Genomic DNA, 24,439 nt, shown 5'->3' with positions numbered 1-24,439 from the left:
GAAGCATTGAAACAAGGAGACTACGAAACAGTAGGTAAAAAGATGTATGAAACGCATATCGGCTTAAGCCGTAAATACGAAGTAAGCTGTCCTGAGCTGGACTTTTTGAACGATGTTGCCCGTCAATGCGGAGTAACCGGTTCCCGTGTTATGGGTGGGGGCTTCGGAGGCTGTACCATCAATCTGGTCAAAGAAGAATTACACGATGGCTTTATCAAACGTGCTACTGAAAGCTACGAACAAAAGTTCAAGATCAAGCCGAAGGTATATGATGTGATTATTAAAGACGGAGCGAGAAAATTATAAATAATACAAAGATTAAGTTCTAAACTCTTTATTGTTTTGGTAAGTGCAATAACAATAGGTGGTTATAATTATAAAGTATTGTAATCGGTATTCTGTATTACTTATCAGCCTTTACTGATAGTCGATAAATTTTATTTATAATTGAGGTTTGACTTATTTAAATAATTGCTACTTTTGTTTTCTAAACAAAGCTCTTTATGTCTGAAAAAAGTTTTTCATAAAGAGCTTTTCAAGGTATAGGTTGCATGTAGTATTTATAGCTCTGTTTAAAAGGCGTAACTATCAAGTGTACTTATACTTATTAAAACAACAAAAGGCTGAGGCCTTGAACTGATTAATTATAAATAAATAGTCCTATGCATAACTGGTTTGAATGCAAAGTTTCTTACGATAAGACAATGGAAAACGGAACTCTTAAAAAAGTTACCGAACCTTATTTAGTAGATGCTTTGTCGTTTACGGAAGCCGAAGCTCGTATTATAGAAGAGTTGAAGCCATATATTTCCGGAGATTTTACAATTGCTGATATAAAGAGAGCAAAATTAGCAGAACTGTTCTTTAACGAAAATGGAGATCGTTACTTCAAAACGAAGATATACTTTATCACTTTAGACGAGAAGAGTGGAACAGAAAAGAAAACGGCTGTGAGCATGTTAGCTCAGGCATGTGATTTGAAAGAGGCTTTAGGAGTTATTGAAAAGGGAATGGAAGGTACAATGGCTGACTATGTTATTGCATCGATCAACGAAACCATGATTATGGATGTTTTCCCTTATGAAACAGCCGAAAAGACTAAAATAGAATATCTGAAAGAAGAGTAACTATGAGTATAAGTGCAAATTTAGATGCTGTTAGATCTTTATTGCCGGAAGGTGTAAAATTGGTAGCTGTATCTAAGTTTCATCCTAAAGAAGCTTTGGAGAAGGCTTATGATGCCGGACAGCGTGTCTTTGGAGAGAGTAGGGTGCAGGAGCTTAGCAGTAAGCAAGAGGTCTTACCCGAAGATATAGAATGGCATTTGATAGGACATTTACAGACTAATAAGATAAAATCTGTAGTGCCTTATATTCATACAATTCAGAGTATCGATAGTTGGAAGGTGTTATCCGAAATTGATAAATATGCATCTAAAGTTGATCGAAGAGTAAATTGTTTGCTTGAAATCTACATTGCTAAAGAAGATACTAAGTATGGACTTACTTTTGAGGAATGCAGATATTTGCTAGCAAATGAGAATTGGAAGGCTTTGAAGAATATCCAGATTGCAGGGGTAATGGGGATGGCAACCAATACTGATGATGAAAGTCAGATTAGGCAGGAATTCAGATCGTTAAAAACGTTTTTTGAGGAGCTTAAGCAGCAGTATTTTAAGGGTGATTCTTGTTTCTGCGAAATATCTATGGGGATGTCTCACGATTATAAGATTGCCATCGAAGAAGGTTCTACTATAATCAGAGTAGGAACATCTATCTTTGGAGAACGAGAATATTAAGGCACAATGCCTTTTATTGCTTAGGTAAGTAAATAAACCGAAGCATGTTATGATTAAAAATAATATTGCAGTAATATTTGCTGCCCTTAAATTGATAATAATCCATTAGTTTAATAATGGTCTTTTATTTTATCGCTTATGAACATACAACAGTTGGAATACATTATTGCGGTTGACAATCATCGTCATTTTGCAAAGGCTGCCGAGGCGTCATTTGTAACGCAACCCACATTGAGTATGATGATACAGAAACTTGAGGACGAGTTGGGGGTGAAGATCTTCGACCGTAGTCAACTGCCTGTACAACCGACACCTATCGGGACTCAGATAATTAATCAGGCTCGTGTTATTGTGTCGCAAGTAAAGCAGGTTAAAGAAATAATACAAGAGGAAAAAGGGATTGTAAAAGGAGTGTTTAAGCTAGGAATTATTCCTACAATTGCACCCTATCTGCTTCCTAAATTAATGCTAAGACACGAGGAAAACGGATACGATATAGAACTCTTTATAGAGGAAACTACAACGGGACAGATTATTGATGCACTTCTTAACGGTTCGTTAGATGGAGCTATTTTAGCTACACCTCTGAAGAATGATAAGATAAAGGAGCATCCTATTTATTACGAGCGATTCTATGCATATGTATCGCCTCGTGAGACTTCACTATACGCTAAAAAAGAGCTTGAAGAGGATGATCTTAATATCAACCGTCTTTGGCTGTTAGAAGAGGTGCATTGCTTCCGTAGTCAAATATTACGTATTTGTAACTTGCGTAAGCGTAAAAGCTCTCACTCATTGTTTACTTACGAAGCGGGTAGCATCAGTACACTGATAAACATTGTGGATAATAATAGTGGTTTGACTATTATTCCAGAGATGGCTATTGAGCAATTGAATGAGAAGCAAAAGCAAAATATTCGCCCGTTGAAGGGTATATCTCCGGTGCGCGAGATTAGCTTGGTTACGCGTAAAGAATTCTTGCGTGAGCGAGTACTTGGTATCATTATAGATGAGGTTAAGAATTCAGTACCTCCCGCATTACTAAATGATGACTTAAGAAAATTTGTTGTAGATATTTAATCTGCAATATTATGGATATAGGAAGGAGATCAATTTGATCTCCTTTTTTATTTGTATAAAGTGTTCTGAATCTCCTTCTATTTGATGTCTTGTGTAATTCCTCTTTTTCGAATATCTTTCCATGTTTGGTTTAAATATGCGATTCTCGGAGAGATAATGATAGGGTGTATTTTGCTTATTTAGTATTATTTTATTGGCTTTAATTTTAGTCTTTAGGGGAGGTTTTATGAGGCTTAATTAATGCCTTAATATGTCCAAATTTGGACATTTTTACTGCTATTTTAGCTAGAATAAGTCTGGTTTTTAATTCTCTTTTTCGATGTTTTAGAATCGCTTTTTACTGTCGTTCTTTCAATCTTTAAGAATAAATAGTCTAGTAATATATTTATCCATATTAATTAATTGTTTTTTAATATTATAGTTTTATAGATTAATATTACTATTATTTTTATTTTCTTCTTAAGTATCTGAATATAATATAGTTTATCTTAGCTTCTTTCTATTGTATAATCTTTTGGATATCGATTGGTAGACAACGATGCTAAAGAAGCAAAGTCCGGATGCAACTAAGAAAAGTACCTCAAAAGAGTAGATTCCGGATATGTATCCACCTACTAACATACCTAATGCTAGACCTAAATCAAAGCCTACTAGATAAGTAGAATTAGCTGTTCCTCTCTGATTATTTTCTGCCATGTTAATATAGAGCGTCTGGAGTGCCGGAAACATCATACCAAAACCTATTCCGATGAATAAACCTGAGACACAAAAAGCAACAATATTATGAATTAGAGCAAAAGCCAAAAATGCTACTGCTACTATCCCCATTGCCGAAGTATTCACTAAATGGATATATCCTTTGTCCACCATTCGTCCCGAGAATATTCGGGAGGCTATTATTCCTCCTGCCCAGAATAAGAAGAAGATACCCGCATTGGGAATGTTTATTTGCTTCCCATATTGAGCCACGAACGGCCCGATAGTGCCCCAGGCGAAACTCGGTAGCAATTGGTTCAGAAATATGGGCCAGGCAGGGAGTAAAAAGAAGCGGTCGAAAGATATCTTCTCTCGCTCTAATTTAGGACGCTCAGGAGCTTTTATGAACGATACAGCTATTATACCCAATATTCCCATGAAGATGGCACAATAAAGTAGAATCTGAAAACTATAGTTCTGATAGATATGTATTGCAATAAATGGTCCTATAGCCATTGCCACGTTCATAAAAGTCCCAAAGTATCCGATACCCTCAGCTCTTCGTTCTGATGGAACTATATCAATTGCCAATGTGCTGGATGAAACAGTCGACAATCCCCAAGTAAGACCATGGAAGAATCTGACTATGATAAATACAAAGATGGTGACAGCATAAAAATATCCGAAAAAGATGGCTACATAACAGATAAAACTTATGAGTAGTATTTTCTTTCGAGGATATAAGTCTACCAAATATCCCGAAAAAGGCCTGATCATAAGAATGGCAATTGCATATGATGCAAGTACAATACCTGTTTTAGTCTGGGGTACTCCTAAATGTTCGGTAATATATAGAGGTATAGAAGGCATTAATAAATTAAAGGAGCATGCCATTAGAAAATTGGCTATGCAAACATTGAGATAGCTTAAAGTCCAAAGTTTGGGTGTAGAAGACGGTTCCATATTTTATTCTTTATTGTCCGAGACTATAAAATGATATAGATTATTTATACAATTATAAGCTTGAATTGTTATACAATAGGGTGACAAGAGTTACAAAAAGTAAACAATTTAGGTAACAAAAGTGACTCGTAAATGACTGCTAAGTGTAACTATTGTGTTCTTTTCAAATATCTGTAAATCAGTAAGTAAATTTTAAAAAGGTTACAAAAGTAACAAAAGTAACACTTTTTTACGAGTCTTTATTTCTTCTTGTCTACCGTTTACTGTTCCTACTTCACTGCTTACATAGATAGATAAAATAACCACTCATTTGTATTTTTACTAAAGCCATAGAAATAGTTGAAATCTTAACAAAATCAGCATATATTTTGTTTCTGTTTTATACAACGAAGTTATAATCTTTTTCTGAAAAACAGGAGAGTTTATGGAAGGTAAAATCTTGATATTTTGTCTCGATCAAGAAAAAAACTTATTTTTGTTTACAATATCAAATTCAGAAAATGCAAGCATCACTTATACTTATACCTGTGCCATTAGGCGAAACTTCTATTGAGCAGGTTTTACCCGATTATAATAGAGAACAGATTCTTTCTATCAAATATTTTATTGTTGAAAATATACGTTCGGCACGTCGTTTTCTTAAAAAGACGGATTCTTCTATAAATATAGATGACCTTACATTTTATGAATTGAATAAGCATACCAATTTAGAACAAATCGAAACTTATCTTCAACCTATCATTAATGGTAATTCTGTAGGTGTGATCTCCGAAGCCGGTTGTCCTGCCATTGCAGATCCCGGAGCAGATATCGTTGCAATTGCCCAGCGAAAAAATATGAAAGTGATTCCTTTAGTAGGGCCTTCTTCAATCTTGATGTCGTTAATGGCTTCCGGTTTTAATGGACAAAGTTTTGCTTTTCATGGATATTTACCGATCGATGGTACGGAACGTGCTAAAAAAATCAAGCAACTCGAGCAACGTATATACAGTGAGCATCAAACACAGATATTTATAGAGACACCCTATAGGAATCTTAAAATGGTTGAAGACCTTATGAAAAATTGTACTCCGTCAACCAAACTTTGCATTGCAATGAATATTACCTGTGAGGATGAATACATTAAAACCCTATCTATTAAAGAGTGGGTAAAACGTCTGCCCGATATGAATAAGAAACCCTGTATTTTTCTTATTTATAAATAAGGTTTCGTTTTTTTTGTTCTCTAATCGGGTATAAGTACTCAATAAAAATTAATACAACATTTTTGATTCAACGCAAAGTCGCAAAGTCGCAAAATTTTCTTATTTGACAGCAAAATACCCTTTGCGACTTAGCGTTTATCAAATGTTGGAATAAATATTTGTCATTACTTAATGTATGCTTACTTTCTGAAAGTACCCGTCATGTGCAGTAACAGTAAAGTGAAAATTATAGTCAGGGATTTTGCCAAAGCGTTGATACGGGTGTACAATAAGGCTCATGTTATTGTGGAAAATCATACCGATTCGCATTCTTATGTTTACCTGAAAGGCGGTACGGTAACTTTCAGTAGTAATGTGTTAGTTAGAAATTAGTTTTTCTCCTTTTTTAATAACTAATTCCTTAAAATTTCCACTTGAAATATTAAAGTGTCGATCTAGCGCGATTATTAAAAATCATTTTTTTTTATTTGTGTAGTTTGTTCTAACAAGTTAACCTTTAATGCACAATAATATAACAATGAAAACTAAAACAATACTAACTGTAATTAGCCTTACTGCATTTTTATTTACTTCATGTGAGAAAGATGAAATAGATATGGATCAGGGAATTGGATCAGGAGGCGGTATGGGTAAAGCTACTGATCCTCCAATTATTACCCTTGACAGCGATACTACAATAAATTATTATGATAGTTTGAAAATATAGGTTTCCTCTAAATTTAGACTAAGTAAATCTTTAATAAACAAAAATATAACAATGAAGACTAAAACAATACTAACTGTAATTAGCCTTACTGCATTTTTATTTACTTCATGTGAGAAAGATGAAATGGGTGTTGGGGGAACAGATGGCGGTGGAGTATTACCGGGTGCGAATATGAAAGTAAGAACAATAGAAACAACTTCTATTGAATCTTTAAAAAATGAAATTACACAAACCGATAGTATTTCGGATAAAGAGTATCTACGACCATAATATATAATAGCGGTTTCAGTAAATATTAACTGAAACCGTTTTTCATCCTTTGCCAAACTCATTCATAATATGAAACCAAACACAAAACTCTTTTTTTATCTATTCATTGGTTTATTTCTATTCTCATGTAACAAGAACGATGAATCGGTAGCCTTATTAAAATTAGCACAAGATAGTTTTGAGACGAATCCTAATAGAGTACTTTCCCTGCTTGATTCCATTGAGAATCCCGAAAAAATGGATAAAGATGACTACATGGAATATGTTTTATCTTATATAAGAGCGAAATCGGAGGCTCGAAAAGATATATCGGGGGACACACTTATATTTGGAGTACAACGATATTTCGAACAGAAAGGAAATATCGGAAAATCGGCTTTAGCTAATTATTATGTGGGACAGATTTATTATCTCAACGGTATGCAGCCAAAGGCTCTGGAGTTTTTTATGTACTCGGCAGATGAAGCACAAAGAGCGAGTAATGATTTACTAGCTGTAAAGAGCCTGAATAATATAGGCTATATATACTTTGAGAGGGATATGTTGGATAGTGCTATTGTAAATTATCAGAAAGCATTATCTATAAACAATAACATAGAAAAGTCAAATCATGGTACTTCCCTGACTTCCCAAATGCTTATAACAACGTTAACTAATATAGGTCGTACTTTTGAAGGTGCTAATAAATTAGATAGTGCATACTTATACTTTCAGAAAGGCTTGATTCTTGCAAAAAAACAAGAAAATACGATTGAAGAAAGCCAGCTTTACCTTAATTTAGGTGCAACCTGTTACGGTAAACGAGAGTATGAAAAGGCTATCGAATATTATCAATCTGCTTTGAATATGGATATTACAGGCGAGAAGCAAATACAAAAGATAAATTTGTATTTACTGAATATCTACAATGAGATAAAAGAATCTAAATCAGCCAAACAGTACGCAGATTTAGTCACAGTTAGCTTACCCAACGTTACAAATTTACAAACAATGAAAGAAATGTATGCTTCCCTCTCAGAGTACTATAAACAAGCAGGGGACTTCAAACAAGCCTTAGAGTACAGTAATTTAGAGAAAGCGACTAAAGATCAGATCGAGCAGGAAGCCAATGTACCAGCTTTATTAGATGCGAATAAAAACTTCTATATAAAGCAAAAAGAAAGGGAAGCACAGGAACTTCGAGAGTTTGTACTATGGTGTATCGCAGGAGGGGTATTTACTTTGGCAGTTATTTTATTATTTGTTATTTACAACCGCAGGGACACTGAAAAATTCAAACAGGAAATTGAGCGTCGTACAGAAAAGTATGATCTGGTTCTGGGTCAGTTACGTGCAGAGAACGAACGATACCCACATATTGTAGCAGAAATAAAAGCTATGGAGGAAGATGCCAATAAAGAAGAAAACAAAGGAAAAGAAGAAGGAGAGAAATAAATACACTACATTCAATTATTTTTAGCACCGCAGGAAGTTTTTCTTGCGGTGTTATTTTTTTATATTACCTCTTTGCGAAATTTTAGAAATATATACGGTAATTTATCCGCCTTAGTTTTCTATTTCACAATATGATGTGATGTACAGGTCAGCTCAGAATCTTCGTCACTCAGATCGGTCGCCTGTTTGCCTGTAAAGTGCTTCGGCTTAAATAAAACTGTTGTTCATATTTTTAATAATTTATCTGCAATATCGCAGGTTAAACGAAATGTATAGTTTGTAGGCTATATTTATACCGTCTAGGGAGGCAGAAATCCATTGTTGAACTTTTGAGAATGATGCCGGAACTAATTTAGCACAGGCATTATAGTTGTCGGTGTTCTTAGATTTTTTCCTTCTTTTTTCGTTTCCATAGCAGATAACATTTATTTCTAATGTGGCGGATTATATGGAATTGCTTGTTAGAATCGTGTTTTATATTCTAATTTATATATTACCAGCCACTTTAAGTCCACTTTTTCATAAATGTTGATACTTGTTTCTTGTTGATTAATAGGTTATTGTGTTTTTTAAGGATTCACTTTTTAAATAATAGAAGAAAATTTCTGTTCTCATTGATAATATTTTTGTAGCTGAACCTTAGTCTCTTTTCTATGGCTTTAATCTAATCGGTAATCTAATAAACTTAAATCTATTACTAATCTATCACTAATTTAATGAAAACGGAAACAGCCCTAAAATCGGTTGTCCGCGGTGTTTAACATTAAGACTAAATATTCATGAAAAAGAACAGAAAGAAAATCTTCTTGAGGAGTCGAAAGACCCTCCTTACCATGTTCACAATGTTTTTGTTTTTAGAAGCTTTTGCTCAAAGTACATCCATCAAAGGAATCGTTGTGGATGCTTCTTCGCATGAACCCTTGATTGGTGTGGCTATCGTTCAGAAAGGAATGACCAACGGAACAATCTCGGATATTGACGGAAATTTCACTTTAGAAGCCCCTTTGGGCAGTATTCTTGTTGCTTCTTATATTGGTTACCAGAAACAAGAGGTAAAAGCAGCTGCTAACATGAGAATTACTTTAAGCGAAGATACTCAAGCCCTCAACGAAGTCGTAGTTGTGGGATTTGGTGTACAAAAGAAAGTCAACCTGACGGGAGCGGTGGGGACAGCATCTTCCAAAGATTTTGAGTCCAGACCTGTTTCCTCAGCTACTTTGGCTCTGCAAGGGGTAGTACCCGGGCTTAATATCTCTAATTCAGGCAAGGGTGGTGAACTCAATGGTAAAAAAGCGATTAATATACGCGGATCGGGTACTATCGGCGATTTTTCGAGTGGTGAACCTTTGATCTTGATCGACGGAATGGAAGGCGATATTAATACGATCAATCCGCAGGATATAGACAATATATCGGTATTAAAAGATGCGGCGGCAGCTTCTATTTATGGCTCGAGAGCACCTTTTGGTGTGATACTTATTACTACCAAGAAAGGTAAAGCGGGACGTGCTGTTATCAACTATAACAATAGTTTCCGGTTTAATACTCCAATAAAATTACCTAAAATGATGAGTTCGTGGGAATATGTAAATTTCTACGATGATGCAATGTATAATAAGAATAATACACACTACTATACTGAGGAGTATAAACAAAAGGTGAGGGATTATTATGAAGGAAAATTGGCTCCTAATGATGTTGCCAAAGCTCAGGGTAATGGCAAATGGGATTATGACTTTACATGGGGTAATGTGGATTGGCTCCAAGAATATTTCCGTGAATGGGCTCCTTCTCAGGAACACAACGCGAGCGTAAGTGGAGGAGCTGATAAGATGACTTATTATTTGTCTGCTAACTATTTAGATCAAAGCGGGTTTATGCGTTATGGTACCGATAACTATAAACGTTACAACCTGACTGCTAAAATATCGTCACAGTTAACCAAATATGTACAACTTGATTATATGACCCGTTATGTACGTGCCGACTATTCTCGTCCGGCAGTAATGTACAACGATTTCTATAATAATGTGTTGCGCCGTACTCGTCCGGTTCGTCCGGTTTATGATCCTAATGGTTACTATATGTCGGATATCAATTATATAGGTGCATTGAAAGACGGAGGTAGACATAAGGATCAGAATGACGGATTGGTTCAACAAGGGCGTCTGACATTTACTCCAATCAAGAACTGGAACATCATTGGCGAAATGAACGTAAAGATTGATAATAATTGGAATCACTGGGATCACAAAATAGTGTATTCTCATTATGCTGATGATCCGGAGAAAATATATGCGGCTACTATGACCGGGTATAGTCAAAATGCGGTTTCGGAATATTCATACAAAGGAACATTCCTGAATCCTAATATTTATTCGAACTACCACTTTAATTTAGATAAGCATGGTTTTGCTGTAACAGGAGGTTTTCAGAGTGAGCAACAGAAATACAGAAATGTAACGGCTCAACGCTCTGATATGATTTCGACAGATATGCCTGTTCTGAATCTGACAACTAACAATGTAGCAAATTTTGGAATTTCGGGAGCTTACGAAGAGTGGGCAAATGCAGGATTCTTTAGCCGTGTAAATTATGATTTCGATGGTCGTTATCTTTTCGAGGGAAATCTGAGATACGATGGTTCGTCTCGTTTCCGCTCGGAGGATCGATGGATTTTGACTCCTTCTTTCTCTTTAGGATGGAATATGGCTCGTGAGGATTTCTGGAAACCTTTAGCAAACAAAATAGAGACATTTAAATTCAGAATGTCTTACGGAGCTTTGGCTAATCAAAATACAAACAGTTTGTACCCTACTTACCGAATCATAGATGTTAACTCGGCTAATGGCAACTGGTTGATCAATGGTGCTAAACCGAACACGGCAAATGCTCCTAAGCTGGTGACATCTACATTGACATGGGAAAAGGTGAAAACAACCAACTTCGGTTTTGATGTTTCTTCTCTCAATGGACGATTGACCGGTTCGTTTGATTATTTCGTACGTAAGACCGAAGATATGTTAGGCCCCGGTATCGAACTTCCTGCCAGCTTGGGTACAGATGTTCCACGTACCAATAATACAGACCTGAAAACTAAGGGATGGGAGTTACAAGTGGAATGGCGTGATAGAATCCAGGATTTTAGCTATGGTGTACGCTTGAATTTGTCCGATGCACGAAGTAAAGTATTACGCTATGGTAATCCTACCGGAAATTTGGGTACATACCTCAAGGGTGAATGGATAGGCAATATATACGGTTATACTACTTTGGGTATAGCTAAGACCGACGAAGAGATGAAAGCACACTTGGCAACGATGACAAACGGTGGTCAGGATGGGCTGGGTAGTCAATGGACAGCCGGAGATATTATGTATGCCGATCTGAATGGCGATGGGAAAATAAACAACGGAAGCTATACACTCAATGATATGGGTGATATGAAAAAAATAGGAAACAATACGCCTCGTTACCTGTTCGGTTTTAATATGAATGCTGCGTGGAAAGGTGTCGATGTACAGATGTTTTGGCAAGGTGTACTTAAGCGCGATTACTGGCCCGGTGATAACAATATGACATTTTGGGGAGTAACGGATGGAGAATGGTGGTCTACTGCATTCAAAGCGCATCTCGATTATTTCCGTACATCAGACAATCCTCTGGGCGAGAACCTAAACTCGTACTATCCTCGTCCTATATTCAATACCAAGAATAACAAGGTACAAACACGCTATTTGCAAAATGCTGCTTATGCGAGATTGAAGAATCTTCAGTTAGGATATACTCTTCCAAAGAAATTGACGAATGCTCTGAAACTGCAAAACTTAAGAGTGTTTTTCTCAGGAGAAAATTTGCTGACTATAACTAACCTGTCAGATACAATGGATCCCGAAACTGTAGGAATAGGAATTCAAGATAATAGTCAGGCAAATAGTACTGTTTATCCTCTATCCAAGACTTATTCATTTGGTCTGAGTGTTAACTTTTAATGTAATGAAACGATGAAAAATAATAAATATATAAAAACTACAAAGAGAATATTGTTGGGTTGTTCCTTCATAGCATTACTCAGTTGTAATGACTACTTGGATGTAACACCCCCATCATCCGTATCTCCCGAAAAGTATTTATTGGAGGAGAGTCAATTGGCAGCCTATACAATCAGGTACTATCTCAATGGGTCGGGAGAATCGGCAGATAGCTATTTTCCTACAATAAATGCACTGTATGGGGCGGATATGGGAACCGATAACGCCACTACCCGCGAATCGAACAATCGTTACTTGCCCGGGCAGTGGAAAACACCTGCCAATGATGGTGACTGGGACTTCGGACGCATCTATCCGCTTAATTATTATTTGGAGAATGCGGTGGCAAATTTCGAAGCCGGTAAAATATCGGGCGATGCTACTAACATCAAGCATTACATTGGTGAGGGATATTTTCTTCGGGCGTATCAGTATTATTATCGATTACGTAAGTTGGGAGACTTTCCTATTCTGGACAAAACTTATCCCGATGATCTGAGTATTCTGGTGGAGATATCGAAACGTAGACCACGTAACGAAGTAGCCCGATTTATATTGAACGATTTGGACAAAGCTATCGAATTACTTAATAATAGTCCCGTAGGAGGTAAAGTGCGTATTACTAAAAATGCAGCTTTGGTAATGAAAGCAAGAGTTGCCCTATTCGAAGGCACATGGGAAAAATATCATGCAGGTACAGCTTTAGTGCCTCTGGGCAGCGGATGGCCGGGAGCTGAGAAAGATTATAACAAAGGTTATCAGTTTCCGAGTGGTAGTGCTGATGCCGAGATTAAGTTTTTCTTAGATCAGGCTATAAGTGCGGCGGGTCAGGTAGCAGATGCTATTCCTTTGGTTACAAACAACAAAGTACTCAGAGAATCTACATCTCAGGCAGTGAATCAGTATTACGACATGTTCTCTTCTACCAATCCAAGTTCTTATGGAGAAGTGTTGATGTACCGCCCTTACAATGCTGATATAAATGTAGGATCGGATTACAATCACCATATCTACTACGGTTATGCACGTGGCTATACTCATCAGATGGAACAATCGTTTTTGATGGAAAATGGTCTTCCTGTATATGCTTCAGGCAGTAACTATGCAGGTGACGATTATATTCAGGATACGAAAGTAAACAGAGACTGGCGTTGGAAATTGTTCATGAAAGCACCGGGAGAAGTAAAGACCTTTATCAATACCATCAATATAGAGAAGTTTGATGAAGCTCCGATGATTTATTCTAATGATGTGAAATATTCAACATCTACCGGTTATTTGATCGGAAAAGGTTTCTCGCATGACTTCAAGAATCAGGAACTGAATAAGGATGCTACTGCACCCATTATTTTTAGAGCGGCTGAAGCTTATCTTATCTATATGGAAGCCTATTATGAGAGAAATGGCAAACTCGATAGTAAAGCCGATACTTACTGGCGTGCTATTCGTACACGTGCCGGTGTAGATGCCGATTACTCTAAAACGATTGCCGCTACCGATCTCAACAAAGAGATGTTGAATGACTGGGGTGTATACTCTCACGGAAAAATAGTAGATGGAACTCTGTATAATATCAGACGCGAACGCAGATGCGAATTTATCGGAGAAGGCGTACGCTACGATGACCTTCTTCGCTGGAGAGCAATGGATCAGTTGAACGGTTTTCAAATAGAAGGTTGTAAGTTGTGGGGACCGATGAAAGCCAAGTACGATCAGTCTAAGCTTATTTATGGAGTGGATGATAAGAAGAATACGGTGTCGTCTCCTACGTTGAGTTTGTACACCCGTCCTTATCAGGTGTCAACAGCCAATTTGTATTATAAAGGGTTGTTTTTTACAGAGGCACACTACTTGTCGCCTATTGCTATCAAGCATTTCTTGTTAACGGCAAATGATGGTCAAGCGATATCTACATCTCCTATTTATCAAAATCCGGGATGGCCGACAGTCGCAAATGAAGGTGCACTGAAATAAATAAATTAAAAATATAGATCTGTTAATCTTGATTGGGTAGAGATGATGAACGCAAAAAAAACTTTATCCAATCGAGATATACAGAATAGAAAAAGGAAAAGATCTAAGGTGTCAAAGCCTTAAGTGTTTTTTAGTAATGTGAAATATTTAATGTGGTGTTTTATCAGTGTAACTATCTTTGGTTGTTATACTTGCCACAGCAATAAAAAGGTCTGTGACCTTAGTTGGAAACGTTGTTGATTGATCTATGAAAAAAATATCTATACTGATACTTGTCTTGTTTATTTCCTTTTCGCCGATGTATGCACAATGGCTGTGGGATATTAATAAACTGAACGAAATAAAGAGTAACAAGCTTACATTCACTTATGCAAATGCTTATCAGAATATACTCCACCAGGCAGAAAAAGAATTGCAAGGCGGCGTATATTCTGTAACATACAAAGAGATATTACCTCCAAGTGGTAATAAACACGATTATGTAAGCTTGAGCCGCTATTGGTGGCCTAATCCTGATACGCAAGACAATTTGCCGTATGTGTTTAAAGATGGACAGTCTAATCCTGATTTGGATAAGTATGACCGTAATCGTTTAGGTGAAATGTGTTCGGCAGTCAATACATTATCTCTGGCTTATTTCTATAGCGACGACCGGCGCTATGCCGATAAGGCGGTAAAGTTGCTTCGCACTTGGTTTTTGGATAAGGAGACAAAGATGAATCCTAATCTTGATTATTCTCAGTTTGTACCCGGAAAAGATGGCTCTAAAGGTCGTCCCGAAGGGTTAATAGATTCTTACTCTTTGGTGTCGATGTTGAGCAGTGTAGGATTGCTTAAGGGATCATCAATTTACACCTCCCAAGATGAGGAAGGGTTGAAATTATGGTTTGCCGCTTTTGCTAAATGGATGCAAACAAGTCCACAGGGAAAAAAAGAAGATGCAGCGAAAAATAATCATAGTACGGCATACGATACTCAATTGGCTACTTATTTACTTTTTGCAGGAAAGAACAAAGAAGCAGAAAAGATCATAGACGCATTTCCTTCAAAAAGAATTTTTACTCAGATAGAACCTGACGGAAAACAGCCGAATGAGTTGTGGAGAACCCTGGCATTTCATTATTCGCAGTACAACCTGAGTCATATGATAGATTTGGCAGCCACTGCTAAAAAGATAAATAGAGATTTATATAGTGCAGTATCTGCTGACGGAAGAAGTATTTACGGTGCAGTGGATTATTTAGCTTCATTTTTAGGTAAAGACGTATCTGCCTGGCCTTATCAGCAGATAAGCGGATGGGAGGATTCAAAGGCTAATTTGTGCAACGATCTTTATCGTATTGTCTCGAATGATGCTTCTCGAAAAGATTATTTACAGTTGTATAAAAAATATAAGCAGTTGAATCTGTCGGACAGAAATCTATTGCTTTATGGAGGAGAAGATCCAATTAAAGCGATGTTTGATTTTGCGACGACACAGTTCGATTATGCACTTAAGTGTGTAGACGAAGCTATGCTTTCGGTTAAAGGAAATCAAGTAACACCTCGCTCTATTAATAAAGACGGAAGCTTGCACATGGTAAATCCTCGTGACTGGTGTTCAGGGTTTTTTCCCGGTTCATTGTGGTTTGTATATCAATACACAAAAGATCAGAAATGGGCAAACGAAGCCAATAAGTTCAGTATGCTGATCGAAGACGAGCAATACGACAAGACATCACACGATGTTGGATTCAAGATGTATAACTCTTTTGGTAATGGATATAAACTGACTGGTAACAAACATTACAAAGAAGTGGTAATTCAATCGGCAAAAACATTGTCGAAACGTTTCAATAATAAGGTTGGAGCTATTCGTTCCTGGGACTGGAATCGTCAGGTATGGCAATATCCGGTGATCATTGATAATATGATGAATCTGGAATTATTATTCGAAGCATCTAAATTGACGAATGATCCCACATATAGCAACATAGCAATTGCTCATGCAAAAACTACATTGAAAAATCATTTCAGAGACGATTTCTCTTCGTATCATGTTATAGACTACGATACCATTAGTGGCAAAGCTATCAGGAAGCAAACCTTTCAGGGGTATTCCGATCCTTCTGCATGGGCAAGAGGTCAGGCATGGGCCTTGTATGGTTATGTAATGTCGTATCGTTATACGCAAGACCCCGAGTTTTTGGCTCAGGCTAAAGGTATCACTCACTTTGTTTTCACTAATCCTACTTTACCTGCTGATATGGTTCCCTTTTGGGATTTTAATGATCCTTCAATACCTACTGCTCCAAAAGACGCTTCGTCGGCATGTATAATTGCTTCTGCATTGTACGAATTAGCGGGATATAGTCCCGAGAATAAAGAGCAGTATATAGCTTGGGCTGATCAAATGCTGGCAAGTTTAATTGAGAAATACCGAGCCGGGGAGAAAACGACCCAAGGTTTTTTATTGTTGCACTCGACAGGGCATCTTCCGGAAAAAAGCGAAATAGATGTGCCTATTAATTATGCTGACTATTATTTTCTGGAGGCATTACTAAGGAGACACCGGCTAATTCTTTAATAAAAGAAAAACAATAGATATGAGATCATTTCAATCACATTCATTATCATTTAAAAGAGTATTTCTGTCACTGCTTATTGGTGGGGGAGTGCTTATACCGTCTGCTTATGCAGCAAAAAAAGGTTCGGTGCAGGTATTGGAAACCAGCAACACCCGAAGTGTAGATCTTAGGCGTTCGGAGTTGAAGCTGAATAATGGGTACGATAATAATTCCCTGCAAATAAATTTGAATCCCGCTGTACGTTATCAGGAAATGGACGGGTTTGGCGCAGCTGTAACGGGATCGTCTTGTTTCAACTTGATGAAAATGTCGAAGAGCAACCGCATGAAGTTCCTCAAAGAAACTTTTGATCCGCACAAAGGATTAGGATACAGTTATATCCGTATTGCCATTGGTTGTTCTGATTTTTCGATGAGTGAATATACTTGTTGTGACACCAAAGGGATAGAAAATTTCGCCTTGCAAAGTGAAGAATTGGACTATATTATTCCTATTCTGAAAGAGATATTAAAAATAAATCCCGATATAAAGATTCTGGGTTCTCCGTGGACGCCTCCACGCTGGATGAAGGTAAATAATCTCGGAGAAAAGCAACCTTTTGACTCATGGACAAGCGGACATCTCAATCCTGATTATTATGAAGATTATGGAACTTATTTTGTGAAATGGATTAATGCATTTGAAAAAGAAGGCATTAAAATAACAGCTGTAACTCCTCAGAATGAGCCTTTGAACAGAAAAAATTCTGCCTCTTTATTTATGGGATGGGACGAGCAACGCGATTTTGTAAAAAAAGGCCTTGGTCCAAAATTAAGAGAAGCAGGATTAAATACCAAGATATATGTGTTCGACCATAATTATAATTACGATAAGATGGAAGACCAGCAAAGTTACCCATTGAAAATATATCAAGACAGTGAAGCAGATCAGTACATTACGGGTGCAGCTTATCACGACTACGGAGGCAACAGATTAGAATTGAATAAGATACATAATGCACGCCCCGATAGAGAACTGCTTTTTACCGAAACTTCAATTGGTACTTGGAACAGAGGGCAAGATCTGGGCGTACGTCTTATCGGTGATATGGAAAACGTAGGGTTAGGTACTGTGAATAACTGGTGTAAAGGAGTAATTGTGTGGAATTTGATGCTTGATAGCGACCGTGGTCCTTGGCGAGAACTGGGGTGTAAAACTTGTTATGGTGCGGTGGATATAGATCGTGCTGATTTTAAAACCATCACCCGCAATTCACATTATTATATTATTGGACATCTGTCGGCATTTGTAAAACCGGGAGCCGTACGTATTGATGGGAATAACCAATCGGCAGAAGGTATCATCTATGCGGCTTTCGAAAACACCGATGGTACTTATGCTTTAGTATTACTCAACAAGAACGAAAAAGATACGAAAGTGACTGTCACTGTAGATAATAATTCTTTTGTGCATACAGTATTGGCACAATCGGTAGTTTCTTATAAGTGGAGAAAATGACTTGAATAAGTCATGAATAACAATTAAAATGTGTAACGCTTTTCTATAACGCTTTATATTCAGGTTGTCTATACCTGTCGTCTAAGTAACGGCAGGTACAGACTTTTAACAATGGCTGTGTATTTTCGGAGAAGATATGAAAGATAAGATCAATTTGTTTAAGTAAAATCATAATACCTAAAATTAAATGAGAAGAATTAGCCTGAAATTTTGTTATTATCTGTTGTTTGCAGTACTCTTTGTGAGCTGTAAGACTGAACCCACAAAGCAAGGCTTGTCTGCCGAAGCTTTTGTAAGGGTGAGTGGGCAGGATTTGATAATGCCTAATGGTGAGAAATTGTTTATAAAAGGAACCAATCTGGGTAACTGGATGAATCCGGAGGGATATATGTTTGGTTTTAATAAGACCAATTCGCCGGGACGAATGAATCAGATGTTTAGTGAACTCGTAGGACCTGATCTTACTAAAGAGTTTTGGACACAATTCAAGAATAATTATATCACATTAGATGATATTGAGTTTATAGCATCTACCGGAGCAAATACTATCCGTTTACCGTTTCATTACAAACTGTTTACCGATGAAGATTATATGGGTATCACAGGTCAGCAGGATGGGTTTGCCCGTATAGATACGCTGATCAGCTGGTGTAAGAAAACTAATTTGTATTTGATTCTTGATATGCACGATGCTCCCGGAGGACAAACCGGCGATAATATTGACGACAGCTTCGGTTATCCTTGGCTATTGGAAAGTGAAGCATCACAAAAGCAGTTTTTTGAAATATGGACTCGTATTGCCGATTATTACAAAAACGAGCCTACTATTTTAGGATACGAATTGGTTAATGAACCGATTGCTCCTTACTTCCCAAATATGGAAGAGTTGAACGCAAAATTAGAGCCTCTATACAAAAAAGCAGTTGCAGCAATTCGTACAGTAGATACCAATCATATTATTTTGTTGGGCGGTTCGCAATGGAATGGAAACTTCAAGCCTTTTACAGATTCGAAATTCGATGATAAGATTATGTATACCTGCCATCGTTATGGTGGAGAGCCTACCAAAGAGGCTATCCAATCGATTATTCAATTCAGAGACAGTGTTAATCTTCCTATGTATATGGGCGAGATAGGTCATAATACCAACGAGTGGATGGCATCGTTCTGCAAGGTAATGGAAGAAAATAATATCGGTTGGACCTTCTGGCCTTACAAGAAAATCGATGGATCGTCGTTTGTGGGTATTACACCTCCTGCCGGATGGGATAAGGTCGTTGCTTTTTCGGAAGCAGCACGTGGCACATACAAAGAAATTCGCGATGCTCGTCCTGATCAGAATGAGTCGTGGAAAGCAATGCAAGGATTTGTTGAAAACAGTAAATTCAAAAATAACGTAATTCAAAAAGAGTATATCAAAGCATTGGGTTTGAAGCCTGAATAATATTCCGTAATTGGATATTATTATAAATAATAAATAGTTGATAACCTTAAATATATATAGATGATGAAGATAATCAAAAGCACAATATTGGCAGGAGCATTGTTGCTTTGCTGTTCATTGGCAGCACAGCAGAAACCTGTGTATCTTGACCCTAATGCCAATATCGAAAAAAGAGTGGAGGATGCACTGTCTCGTATGACTTTAGAAGAAAAAGTTGCGATGTGTCATGCACAATCAAAGTTTAGTTCGGCAGGAGTTCCCCGATTGGGTATTCCTGAGAATTGGACATCCGATGGCCCTCATGGAATAAGAGCCGAAGTATTTTGGGATCAGTGGAATCAAGCAGGATGGACTAACGATTCTTGTATCGCTTTTCCGGCACTAACTTGTTTAGCTGCAACATGGAGTCCTGAGATGTCGGCACTTTATGGAAAGGTAATAGGGGAGGAAGCCCGCTATCGCAACAAGAATATACTGCTGGCACCCGGAGTTAATATTTATCGTACGCCACTCAATGGTCGTAACTTCGAATATATGGGTGAAGATCCGTTTTTGGCATCTAAAATGGTTGTGCCTTATATTCATGGGGTTCAATCTAATGGTGTCGCTGCTTGTGTAAAGCACTTTGCACTGAACAATCAGGAGGTCGATCGTCATACAGTGAATGTGAATGTAGATGATCGTACTTTGTACGAAATATATTTGCCTGCTTTTAAAGCTGCTGTGCAAGAAGGTAAAGCATGGGCAATAATGGGAGCATACAACAAATACAAAGGACAATGGGCATGCCATAATCAGTATCTTTTGAATGATATTCTGAGAGATGAGTGGAAATTCGACGGAGTTGTTGTTTCAGATTGGGGTGGTGTGTCAAATACCAAAGAAGCCATATATCATGGGCTTGATATGGAATTTGGAACATGGACTAACGGACTCAGTGAAGGAGCTAGTAATGCTTATGATAATTATTATTTGGCTCAACCCTTTCTCAAACTTCTAAAATCGGGAGAGGTAAAGGAAGAAGAAGTAGATAAGAAGGTTCGCAATATCTTACGTATGGTTTTTCGTACTAATATGAGTGCGAATCGTACTTGGGGTTCTTTCGGAACTAAGGAACATGCTTTGGCGGGAAAGAAAATTGCTGAAGAAGGTATTGTGTTGTTGCAAAACAAGAATAATGTACTTCCTATCGATTTGAACAAAACAAAAAAGATAGCAGTAATAGGCGAAAATGCCATAAAAGCCATGACAGTAGGAGGTGGAAGTTCTTCTTTAAAAGCAAAATATGAAGTATCTCCTTTAGATGGTATTAAAGCCAGAGTAGGATCTCAAGCTGAAGTTATCTATGCCAGAGGTTATGTAGGCGAAAAAGGACAGAAACAAGATGGACTAAGTGCCGGAGATACCTTTGATAGCCGTAGCTTTCAGGAATTATTGGATGAGGCTCTAAAAGCGGCTAAAGAAGCAGATGTTGTTTTATTTGTTGGTGGGTTGAACAAAAATAAACACCAAGATAGTGAAGGAGATGATCGTCTGGGCCTCGGCTTGCCTTACGAACAAGATAAAATAATCTCGGAACTGGCTAAAGTAAACAAGAATATAGTAGTCGTAAATGTTTCGGGCAATGCGGTTGCCATGCCTTGGGTGAATGAAGTTGCATCTATTGTTCAGGTATGGTATTTGGGTACAGAGGCAGGCAATGCTATTGCTTCGGTACTTGTGGGAGACGTTAACCCGTCGGGTAAATTACCTTTTACTTTCCCTGTGAAACTGGAGGATAATGGAGCTCATGCGATGAACGAATATCCGGGAGTAGACAATGAAGTTACCTACCGGGAAGGAATCTTTGTGGGATACCGTTGGGCTGATAAGGAAAAGATAAAACCATTATTTCCATTTGGTCATGGACTTGGTTATAGTACTTTTGCTTATGGTAAAGTATCTGCCGATAAGAAAGAAATGGGTATAAACGGCCAAGTTACATTGAGTGTAAACGTAAAGAATACAGGCAGTCGAGATGGTGCCGAAATAGTTCAATTGTATATTAGCGATCTTAAATCTTCTTTACCACGTCCGGTAAAAGAGCTGAAAGGTTTTGAGAAAGTATTCTTAAAAGCGGGAGAGGAAAAGACAGTATCCTTTACCATCGATAAAGAAGCATTGAGCTTTTTTGATGCTGATAAGCACGATTGGGTTGCCGAGAACGGCGATTTTGAGGCTCTGATTGGAGCATCGTCAACCGATATTAAAAGTAAGGTTTCATTTAGTTTGAAATAATTTCCGTTTTTTATTCAATTAAACAGTGTGACAGGATTCAGGGAATTATGCTTGAATCCTGTTGTCATTTGTCAATTTTAGGTCTCGAACTTATTATTTTATATATCTTTATATTGAAACCAAAAGCACAAAGAACATGAAAAGACACTTTACATTATTTATTCTATGCTTGTTATGTTATATTTCGGGTAATACATATCTTCAAGCCGGTCCTCCAAAAGTGGTGATCGCCTATGTGACTTCGTGGACAGAGGATATTCCCGATCCTCAATATATCACACATATCAATTATGCTTTTGGGCACGTCTCTGATACTTTTGATGGGATAAGAATTGATAATGAAAATCGATTAAAAGAGATAGTAGCTCTAAAAAAGGAAAATAAGTTGTTGAATATTCTGCTTTCAATAGGTGGATGGGGTAGCGGACGATTTAGTGAAATGGCAGCTGATGAAGCAAAACGCAAATCTTTTGCTAAAGATTGCCAACGTGTAGTCTCTCAGTTCCAACTTGATGGAATAGATATCGATTGGGAATACCCTACATCGAGTGTGGGTGGTATATCGTCCTCTCCCGATGATACCGATAATTTCACTTTATTGATGAGAGATATTCGGGCTGCAATAGGTGATAACAAATTGTTGACAATAGCCACTGCTGCTAATGGTAAATATATTGATTTCAGATCGGTAAGCAAGTCCCTCGATTTTGTTAATATCATGTCATACGATATGGGTAGTGCTCCTTGGCATCATTCAGCCCTATATAAATCAGAAAATGTACGGCAATCGGCAGATGAGGCTGTACAAGCCCATATAGCTGCCGGTATGTCTCCCGACCAATTAGTATTAGGGATTCCTTTTTATGGACGGGGTACAAAAGATTTTGCAGACTTTATAGACTATAAGAAAATAATAAAATTAGACGACAATTATATGAAGCAATGGGATGCTCAAGCCCAAGCTCCTTATATTTCTGATAGTACGGGTGCTTTTATCTGTGGATACGAAAACGAACAGTCGATAAAACTCAAATGTAATTATATCAAAGAAATGGGCTTACGAGGTGCTATGTATTGGGAATACGCAGGAGACGATGCCCATGGTACATTGCGTAAGGCTGTGTATAGAGGTGTAATGGATAAATAAGAAGGTGATATTTATCAATGCTTTTAAATGGGTGTTAAGTTCGAACAAAAAAGGTGACCCTTTTAAGTAATGAGGTTATAGATCTATTTATATATAATAGCAACAATTAGTTATGATAAAAAATGGAGTGAATGATTTTTCCCAACGAAATCATGCGATAGATATGCTTAGGGCAGTAACTATGCTATTGATGATTTTTGTGAATGATTTATGGACTGTGAGCGATGTTCCTGTATGGTTGGGGCATGCTGCATTGGGCGAAGACATGTTGGGTTTGGCAGATATTGTTTTCCCTTGTTTTTTGTTTTCTGTGGGAATGTCTATCCCTTTTGCCATAGAAAGACGTTTTTCGAAAGGCGAAACAGGGGTGAGTACCGTTGCTCATATACTTAGTCGCACTGCTGCACTTCTGATCATGGGCGTGTTTATTGTTAATACCGAAAGTGGTGTTTCTTCTTCCACAGGCTTGTCTCTTCCTGTCTATCGTTTGCTGATGGTTGCAGGCTTTTTCTTGATATGGAACGTATATAGAAGGACAGAGAAAGAGTCTCTTCGAAACTTATACTCAGCTCTGAAAATTCTAGGCATGGTCATCCTTTTGATTCTGGCAATTATATTTAGGGATAATGACGAAGGTGTATTTTCTGCCCGTTGGTGGGGAATTCTGGGACTTATTGGTTGGACATATTTCTTGTGTGCATTCATCTACTTATTTAGTCGCGACAGATTGAAATATCTGTTGAGCGCTTGGCTGCTGTTTATACTTATTTGTATACTGCTCTCTATGACACGAGAGGGAATATCTATCTTAAATTTACCAAGTGGTAATTTTTTCAATCAAATATTAGGCATATTGCATATTGGTAATGGTGCACTGCCTGCATTTACGATGGCTGGTATGTTACTTTCTATTATAGGTGTGAAGTGTGCTAGAAAAATAAATGAGAAGCCTTCTCAATGGATTCTTGGCGGGATTGCAGTGAGTTTGCTATTTTGTATTGCAGGATTTGTATCACATCACTATTGGATTATTTCGAAACTCAGCGAAACTCCCAGTTGGGTATTTTATTGCACTGCTATTGGTATAGGGGCTTATTTCTTTCTATATTGGCTCGATCAAAAAGATCTTACAGGTTGGTTCAAATTTATAGAGCCTGCCGGAACTGCTACACTTACTTGCTATCTGATACCCTATATCTTGTATAGTATCTTTGCTCTAGTAAATATTGATTTACCCGAGTGGGCTAAGGTGGGTACGATGGGTGTGCTCAACTCTATAATATTTTCCTTTTTAGTGATCGGATGTACTTATCTGTTAGGTAAAATACATATTAAATTAAAGATATAATG

17 protein-coding genes and 1 pseudogene are annotated in these 24,439 nt (G+C 37.5%); 17 read left to right on the top strand and 1 reads right to left on the bottom strand.

Annotated elements, in window-relative coordinates; translation table 11 throughout:
* The 4 genes and pseudogenes from CLV62_RS19425 to CLV62_RS19410 form a co-directional block, all read left to right on the top strand.
* Positions 1-306, top strand: a pseudogene (locus CLV62_RS19425) (galactokinase); the annotation flags it as partial.
* A 356-nt stretch (positions 307-662) separates the two neighbouring features.
* On the top strand, positions 663-1,127 hold the full coding sequence (locus CLV62_RS19420) for a DUF4494 domain-containing protein (protein WP_050709509.1): 465 nt from the start codon (positions 663-665) through the stop codon (positions 1,125-1,127).
* A gap of 2 nt (positions 1,128-1,129) precedes the next feature.
* Entirely contained in the window at positions 1,130-1,798 is a 669-nt protein-coding gene (locus CLV62_RS19415; protein ID WP_110312435.1) for a YggS family pyridoxal phosphate-dependent enzyme, read from the top strand.
* A 138-nt stretch (positions 1,799-1,936) separates the two neighbouring features.
* Positions 1,937-2,878: a hydrogen peroxide-inducible genes activator gene (locus tag CLV62_RS19410; protein ID WP_110312434.1), complete on the top strand. Its 942-nt coding sequence runs from the start codon at positions 1,937-1,939 to the stop codon at positions 2,876-2,878.
* A gap of 483 nt (positions 2,879-3,361) precedes the next feature.
* Here the strand turns inward: CLV62_RS19410 and CLV62_RS19405 are convergent, their stop codons facing one another.
* Positions 3,362-4,537, bottom strand: coding sequence for an MFS transporter (locus CLV62_RS19405; RefSeq protein WP_110312433.1), 1,176 nt, complete (start codon positions 4,535-4,537; stop codon positions 3,362-3,364).
* A gap of 500 nt (positions 4,538-5,037) precedes the next feature.
* Here CLV62_RS19405 and CLV62_RS19400 point away from each other — a divergent pair, with 500 nt between their 5' ends.
* The 13 genes from CLV62_RS19400 (at position 5,038) to CLV62_RS19340 (ending at position 24,437) form a co-directional block, all read left to right on the top strand.
* Positions 5,038-5,742, top strand: coding sequence for an SAM-dependent methyltransferase (locus CLV62_RS19400; RefSeq protein WP_110312432.1), 705 nt, complete (start codon positions 5,038-5,040; stop codon positions 5,740-5,742).
* Positions 5,743-5,943: 201 nt separating this feature from the next.
* On the top strand, positions 5,944-6,114 hold the full coding sequence (locus tag CLV62_RS21825; RefSeq protein WP_170120109.1) for a hypothetical protein: 171 nt from the start codon (positions 5,944-5,946) through the stop codon (positions 6,112-6,114).
* A gap of 145 nt (positions 6,115-6,259) precedes the next feature.
* Positions 6,260-6,448, top strand: coding sequence for a hypothetical protein (locus CLV62_RS19390; protein ID WP_146212800.1), 189 nt, complete (start codon positions 6,260-6,262; stop codon positions 6,446-6,448).
* A 51-nt stretch (positions 6,449-6,499) separates the two neighbouring features.
* Complete coding sequence (locus tag CLV62_RS19385; RefSeq protein ID WP_110312429.1) at positions 6,500-6,718, top strand: hypothetical protein; 219 nt, start codon at positions 6,500-6,502, stop codon at positions 6,716-6,718.
* A gap of 69 nt (positions 6,719-6,787) precedes the next feature.
* Entirely contained in the window at positions 6,788-8,152 is a 1,365-nt protein-coding gene (locus CLV62_RS19380; RefSeq protein WP_110312428.1) for a tetratricopeptide repeat protein, read from the top strand.
* Between the two features lie 779 nt (positions 8,153-8,931).
* A complete protein-coding gene (locus CLV62_RS19375) occupies positions 8,932-12,144 on the top strand; it encodes a SusC/RagA family TonB-linked outer membrane protein (RefSeq protein ID WP_110312427.1) in 3,213 nt (1,070 codons plus the stop codon).
* A gap of 12 nt (positions 12,145-12,156) precedes the next feature.
* Entirely contained in the window at positions 12,157-14,157 is a 2,001-nt protein-coding gene (locus tag CLV62_RS19370) for a RagB/SusD family nutrient uptake outer membrane protein (RefSeq protein WP_110312426.1), read from the top strand.
* A 247-nt stretch (positions 14,158-14,404) separates the two neighbouring features.
* Positions 14,405-16,723, top strand: a complete 2,319-nt coding sequence (locus CLV62_RS19365; protein ID WP_110312425.1) for an alginate lyase family protein — start codon at positions 14,405-14,407, stop codon at positions 16,721-16,723.
* 19 nt (positions 16,724-16,742) lie between these two features.
* Positions 16,743-18,221 carry a glycoside hydrolase family 30 protein gene (locus CLV62_RS19360; protein WP_110312424.1) on the top strand — a complete coding sequence of 493 codons (1,479 nt, stop codon included), beginning with the start codon at positions 16,743-16,745 and terminating at the stop codon, positions 18,219-18,221.
* Positions 18,222-18,408: 187 nt separating this feature from the next.
* Complete coding sequence (locus CLV62_RS19355) at positions 18,409-19,665, top strand: glycoside hydrolase family 5 protein (RefSeq protein ID WP_110312423.1); 1,257 nt, start codon at positions 18,409-18,411, stop codon at positions 19,663-19,665.
* 63 nt (positions 19,666-19,728) lie between these two features.
* Positions 19,729-21,942, top strand: a complete 2,214-nt coding sequence (locus tag CLV62_RS19350; protein ID WP_394337217.1) for a glycoside hydrolase family 3 C-terminal domain-containing protein — start codon at positions 19,729-19,731, stop codon at positions 21,940-21,942.
* 136 nt (positions 21,943-22,078) lie between these two features.
* Positions 22,079-23,089, top strand: coding sequence for a glycoside hydrolase family 18 protein (locus CLV62_RS19345; protein ID WP_110312421.1), 1,011 nt, complete (start codon positions 22,079-22,081; stop codon positions 23,087-23,089).
* 112 nt (positions 23,090-23,201) lie between these two features.
* Positions 23,202-24,437 (top strand): DUF5009 domain-containing protein, encoded by a 1,236-nt coding sequence (locus CLV62_RS19340; RefSeq protein ID WP_110312420.1) that lies wholly within the window; start codon positions 23,202-23,204, stop codon positions 24,435-24,437.
* Positions 24,438-24,439: the final 2 nt, after the last annotated feature.

The sequence above is a fragment of the Indolivaga alginatilytica genome, from assembly GCF_003201355.1.
Taxonomy (GTDB): Bacteria; Bacteroidota; Bacteroidia; order Bacteroidales; family Dysgonomonadaceae; genus Dysgonomonas_A; species Dysgonomonas_A alginatilytica.
Note: the sequence above shows the minus strand (reverse complement) of the source record. Positions and strands in the feature narration are given on the sequence as shown.

Bases quoted from the DNA above. Each gene is read 5' to 3' on its own strand.
- CLV62_RS19420 (WP_050709509.1), top strand. From the start codon at position 663: ATGCATAACTGGTTTGAATGCAAAGTTTCTTACGATAAGACAATGGAA.
- CLV62_RS19415 (WP_110312435.1), top strand. From the start codon at position 1,130: ATGAGTATAAGTGCAAATTTAGATGCTGTTAGATCTTTATTGCCGGAA.
- CLV62_RS19410 (WP_110312434.1), top strand. From the start codon at position 1,937: ATGAACATACAACAGTTGGAATACATTATTGCGGTTGACAATCATCGT.
- CLV62_RS19405 (WP_110312433.1), bottom strand. From the start codon at position 4,537: ATGGAACCGTCTTCTACACCCAAACTTTGGACTTTAAGCTATCTCAAT.
- CLV62_RS19400 (WP_110312432.1), top strand. From the start codon at position 5,038: ATGCAAGCATCACTTATACTTATACCTGTGCCATTAGGCGAAACTTCT.
- CLV62_RS21825 (WP_170120109.1), top strand. From the start codon at position 5,944: ATGTGCAGTAACAGTAAAGTGAAAATTATAGTCAGGGATTTTGCCAAA.
- CLV62_RS19390 (WP_146212800.1), top strand. From the start codon at position 6,260: ATGAAAACTAAAACAATACTAACTGTAATTAGCCTTACTGCATTTTTA.
- CLV62_RS19385 (WP_110312429.1), top strand. From the start codon at position 6,500: ATGAAGACTAAAACAATACTAACTGTAATTAGCCTTACTGCATTTTTA.
- CLV62_RS19380 (WP_110312428.1), top strand. From the start codon at position 6,788: ATGAAACCAAACACAAAACTCTTTTTTTATCTATTCATTGGTTTATTT.
- CLV62_RS19375 (WP_110312427.1), top strand. From the start codon at position 8,932: ATGAAAAAGAACAGAAAGAAAATCTTCTTGAGGAGTCGAAAGACCCTC.
- CLV62_RS19370 (WP_110312426.1), top strand. From the start codon at position 12,157: ATGAAAAATAATAAATATATAAAAACTACAAAGAGAATATTGTTGGGT.
- CLV62_RS19365 (WP_110312425.1), top strand. From the start codon at position 14,405: ATGAAAAAAATATCTATACTGATACTTGTCTTGTTTATTTCCTTTTCG.
- CLV62_RS19360 (WP_110312424.1), top strand. From the start codon at position 16,743: ATGAGATCATTTCAATCACATTCATTATCATTTAAAAGAGTATTTCTG.
- CLV62_RS19355 (WP_110312423.1), top strand. From the start codon at position 18,409: ATGAGAAGAATTAGCCTGAAATTTTGTTATTATCTGTTGTTTGCAGTA.
- CLV62_RS19350 (WP_394337217.1), top strand. From the start codon at position 19,729: ATGAAGATAATCAAAAGCACAATATTGGCAGGAGCATTGTTGCTTTGC.
- CLV62_RS19345 (WP_110312421.1), top strand. From the start codon at position 22,079: ATGAAAAGACACTTTACATTATTTATTCTATGCTTGTTATGTTATATT.
- CLV62_RS19340 (WP_110312420.1), top strand. From the start codon at position 23,202: ATGATAAAAAATGGAGTGAATGATTTTTCCCAACGAAATCATGCGATA.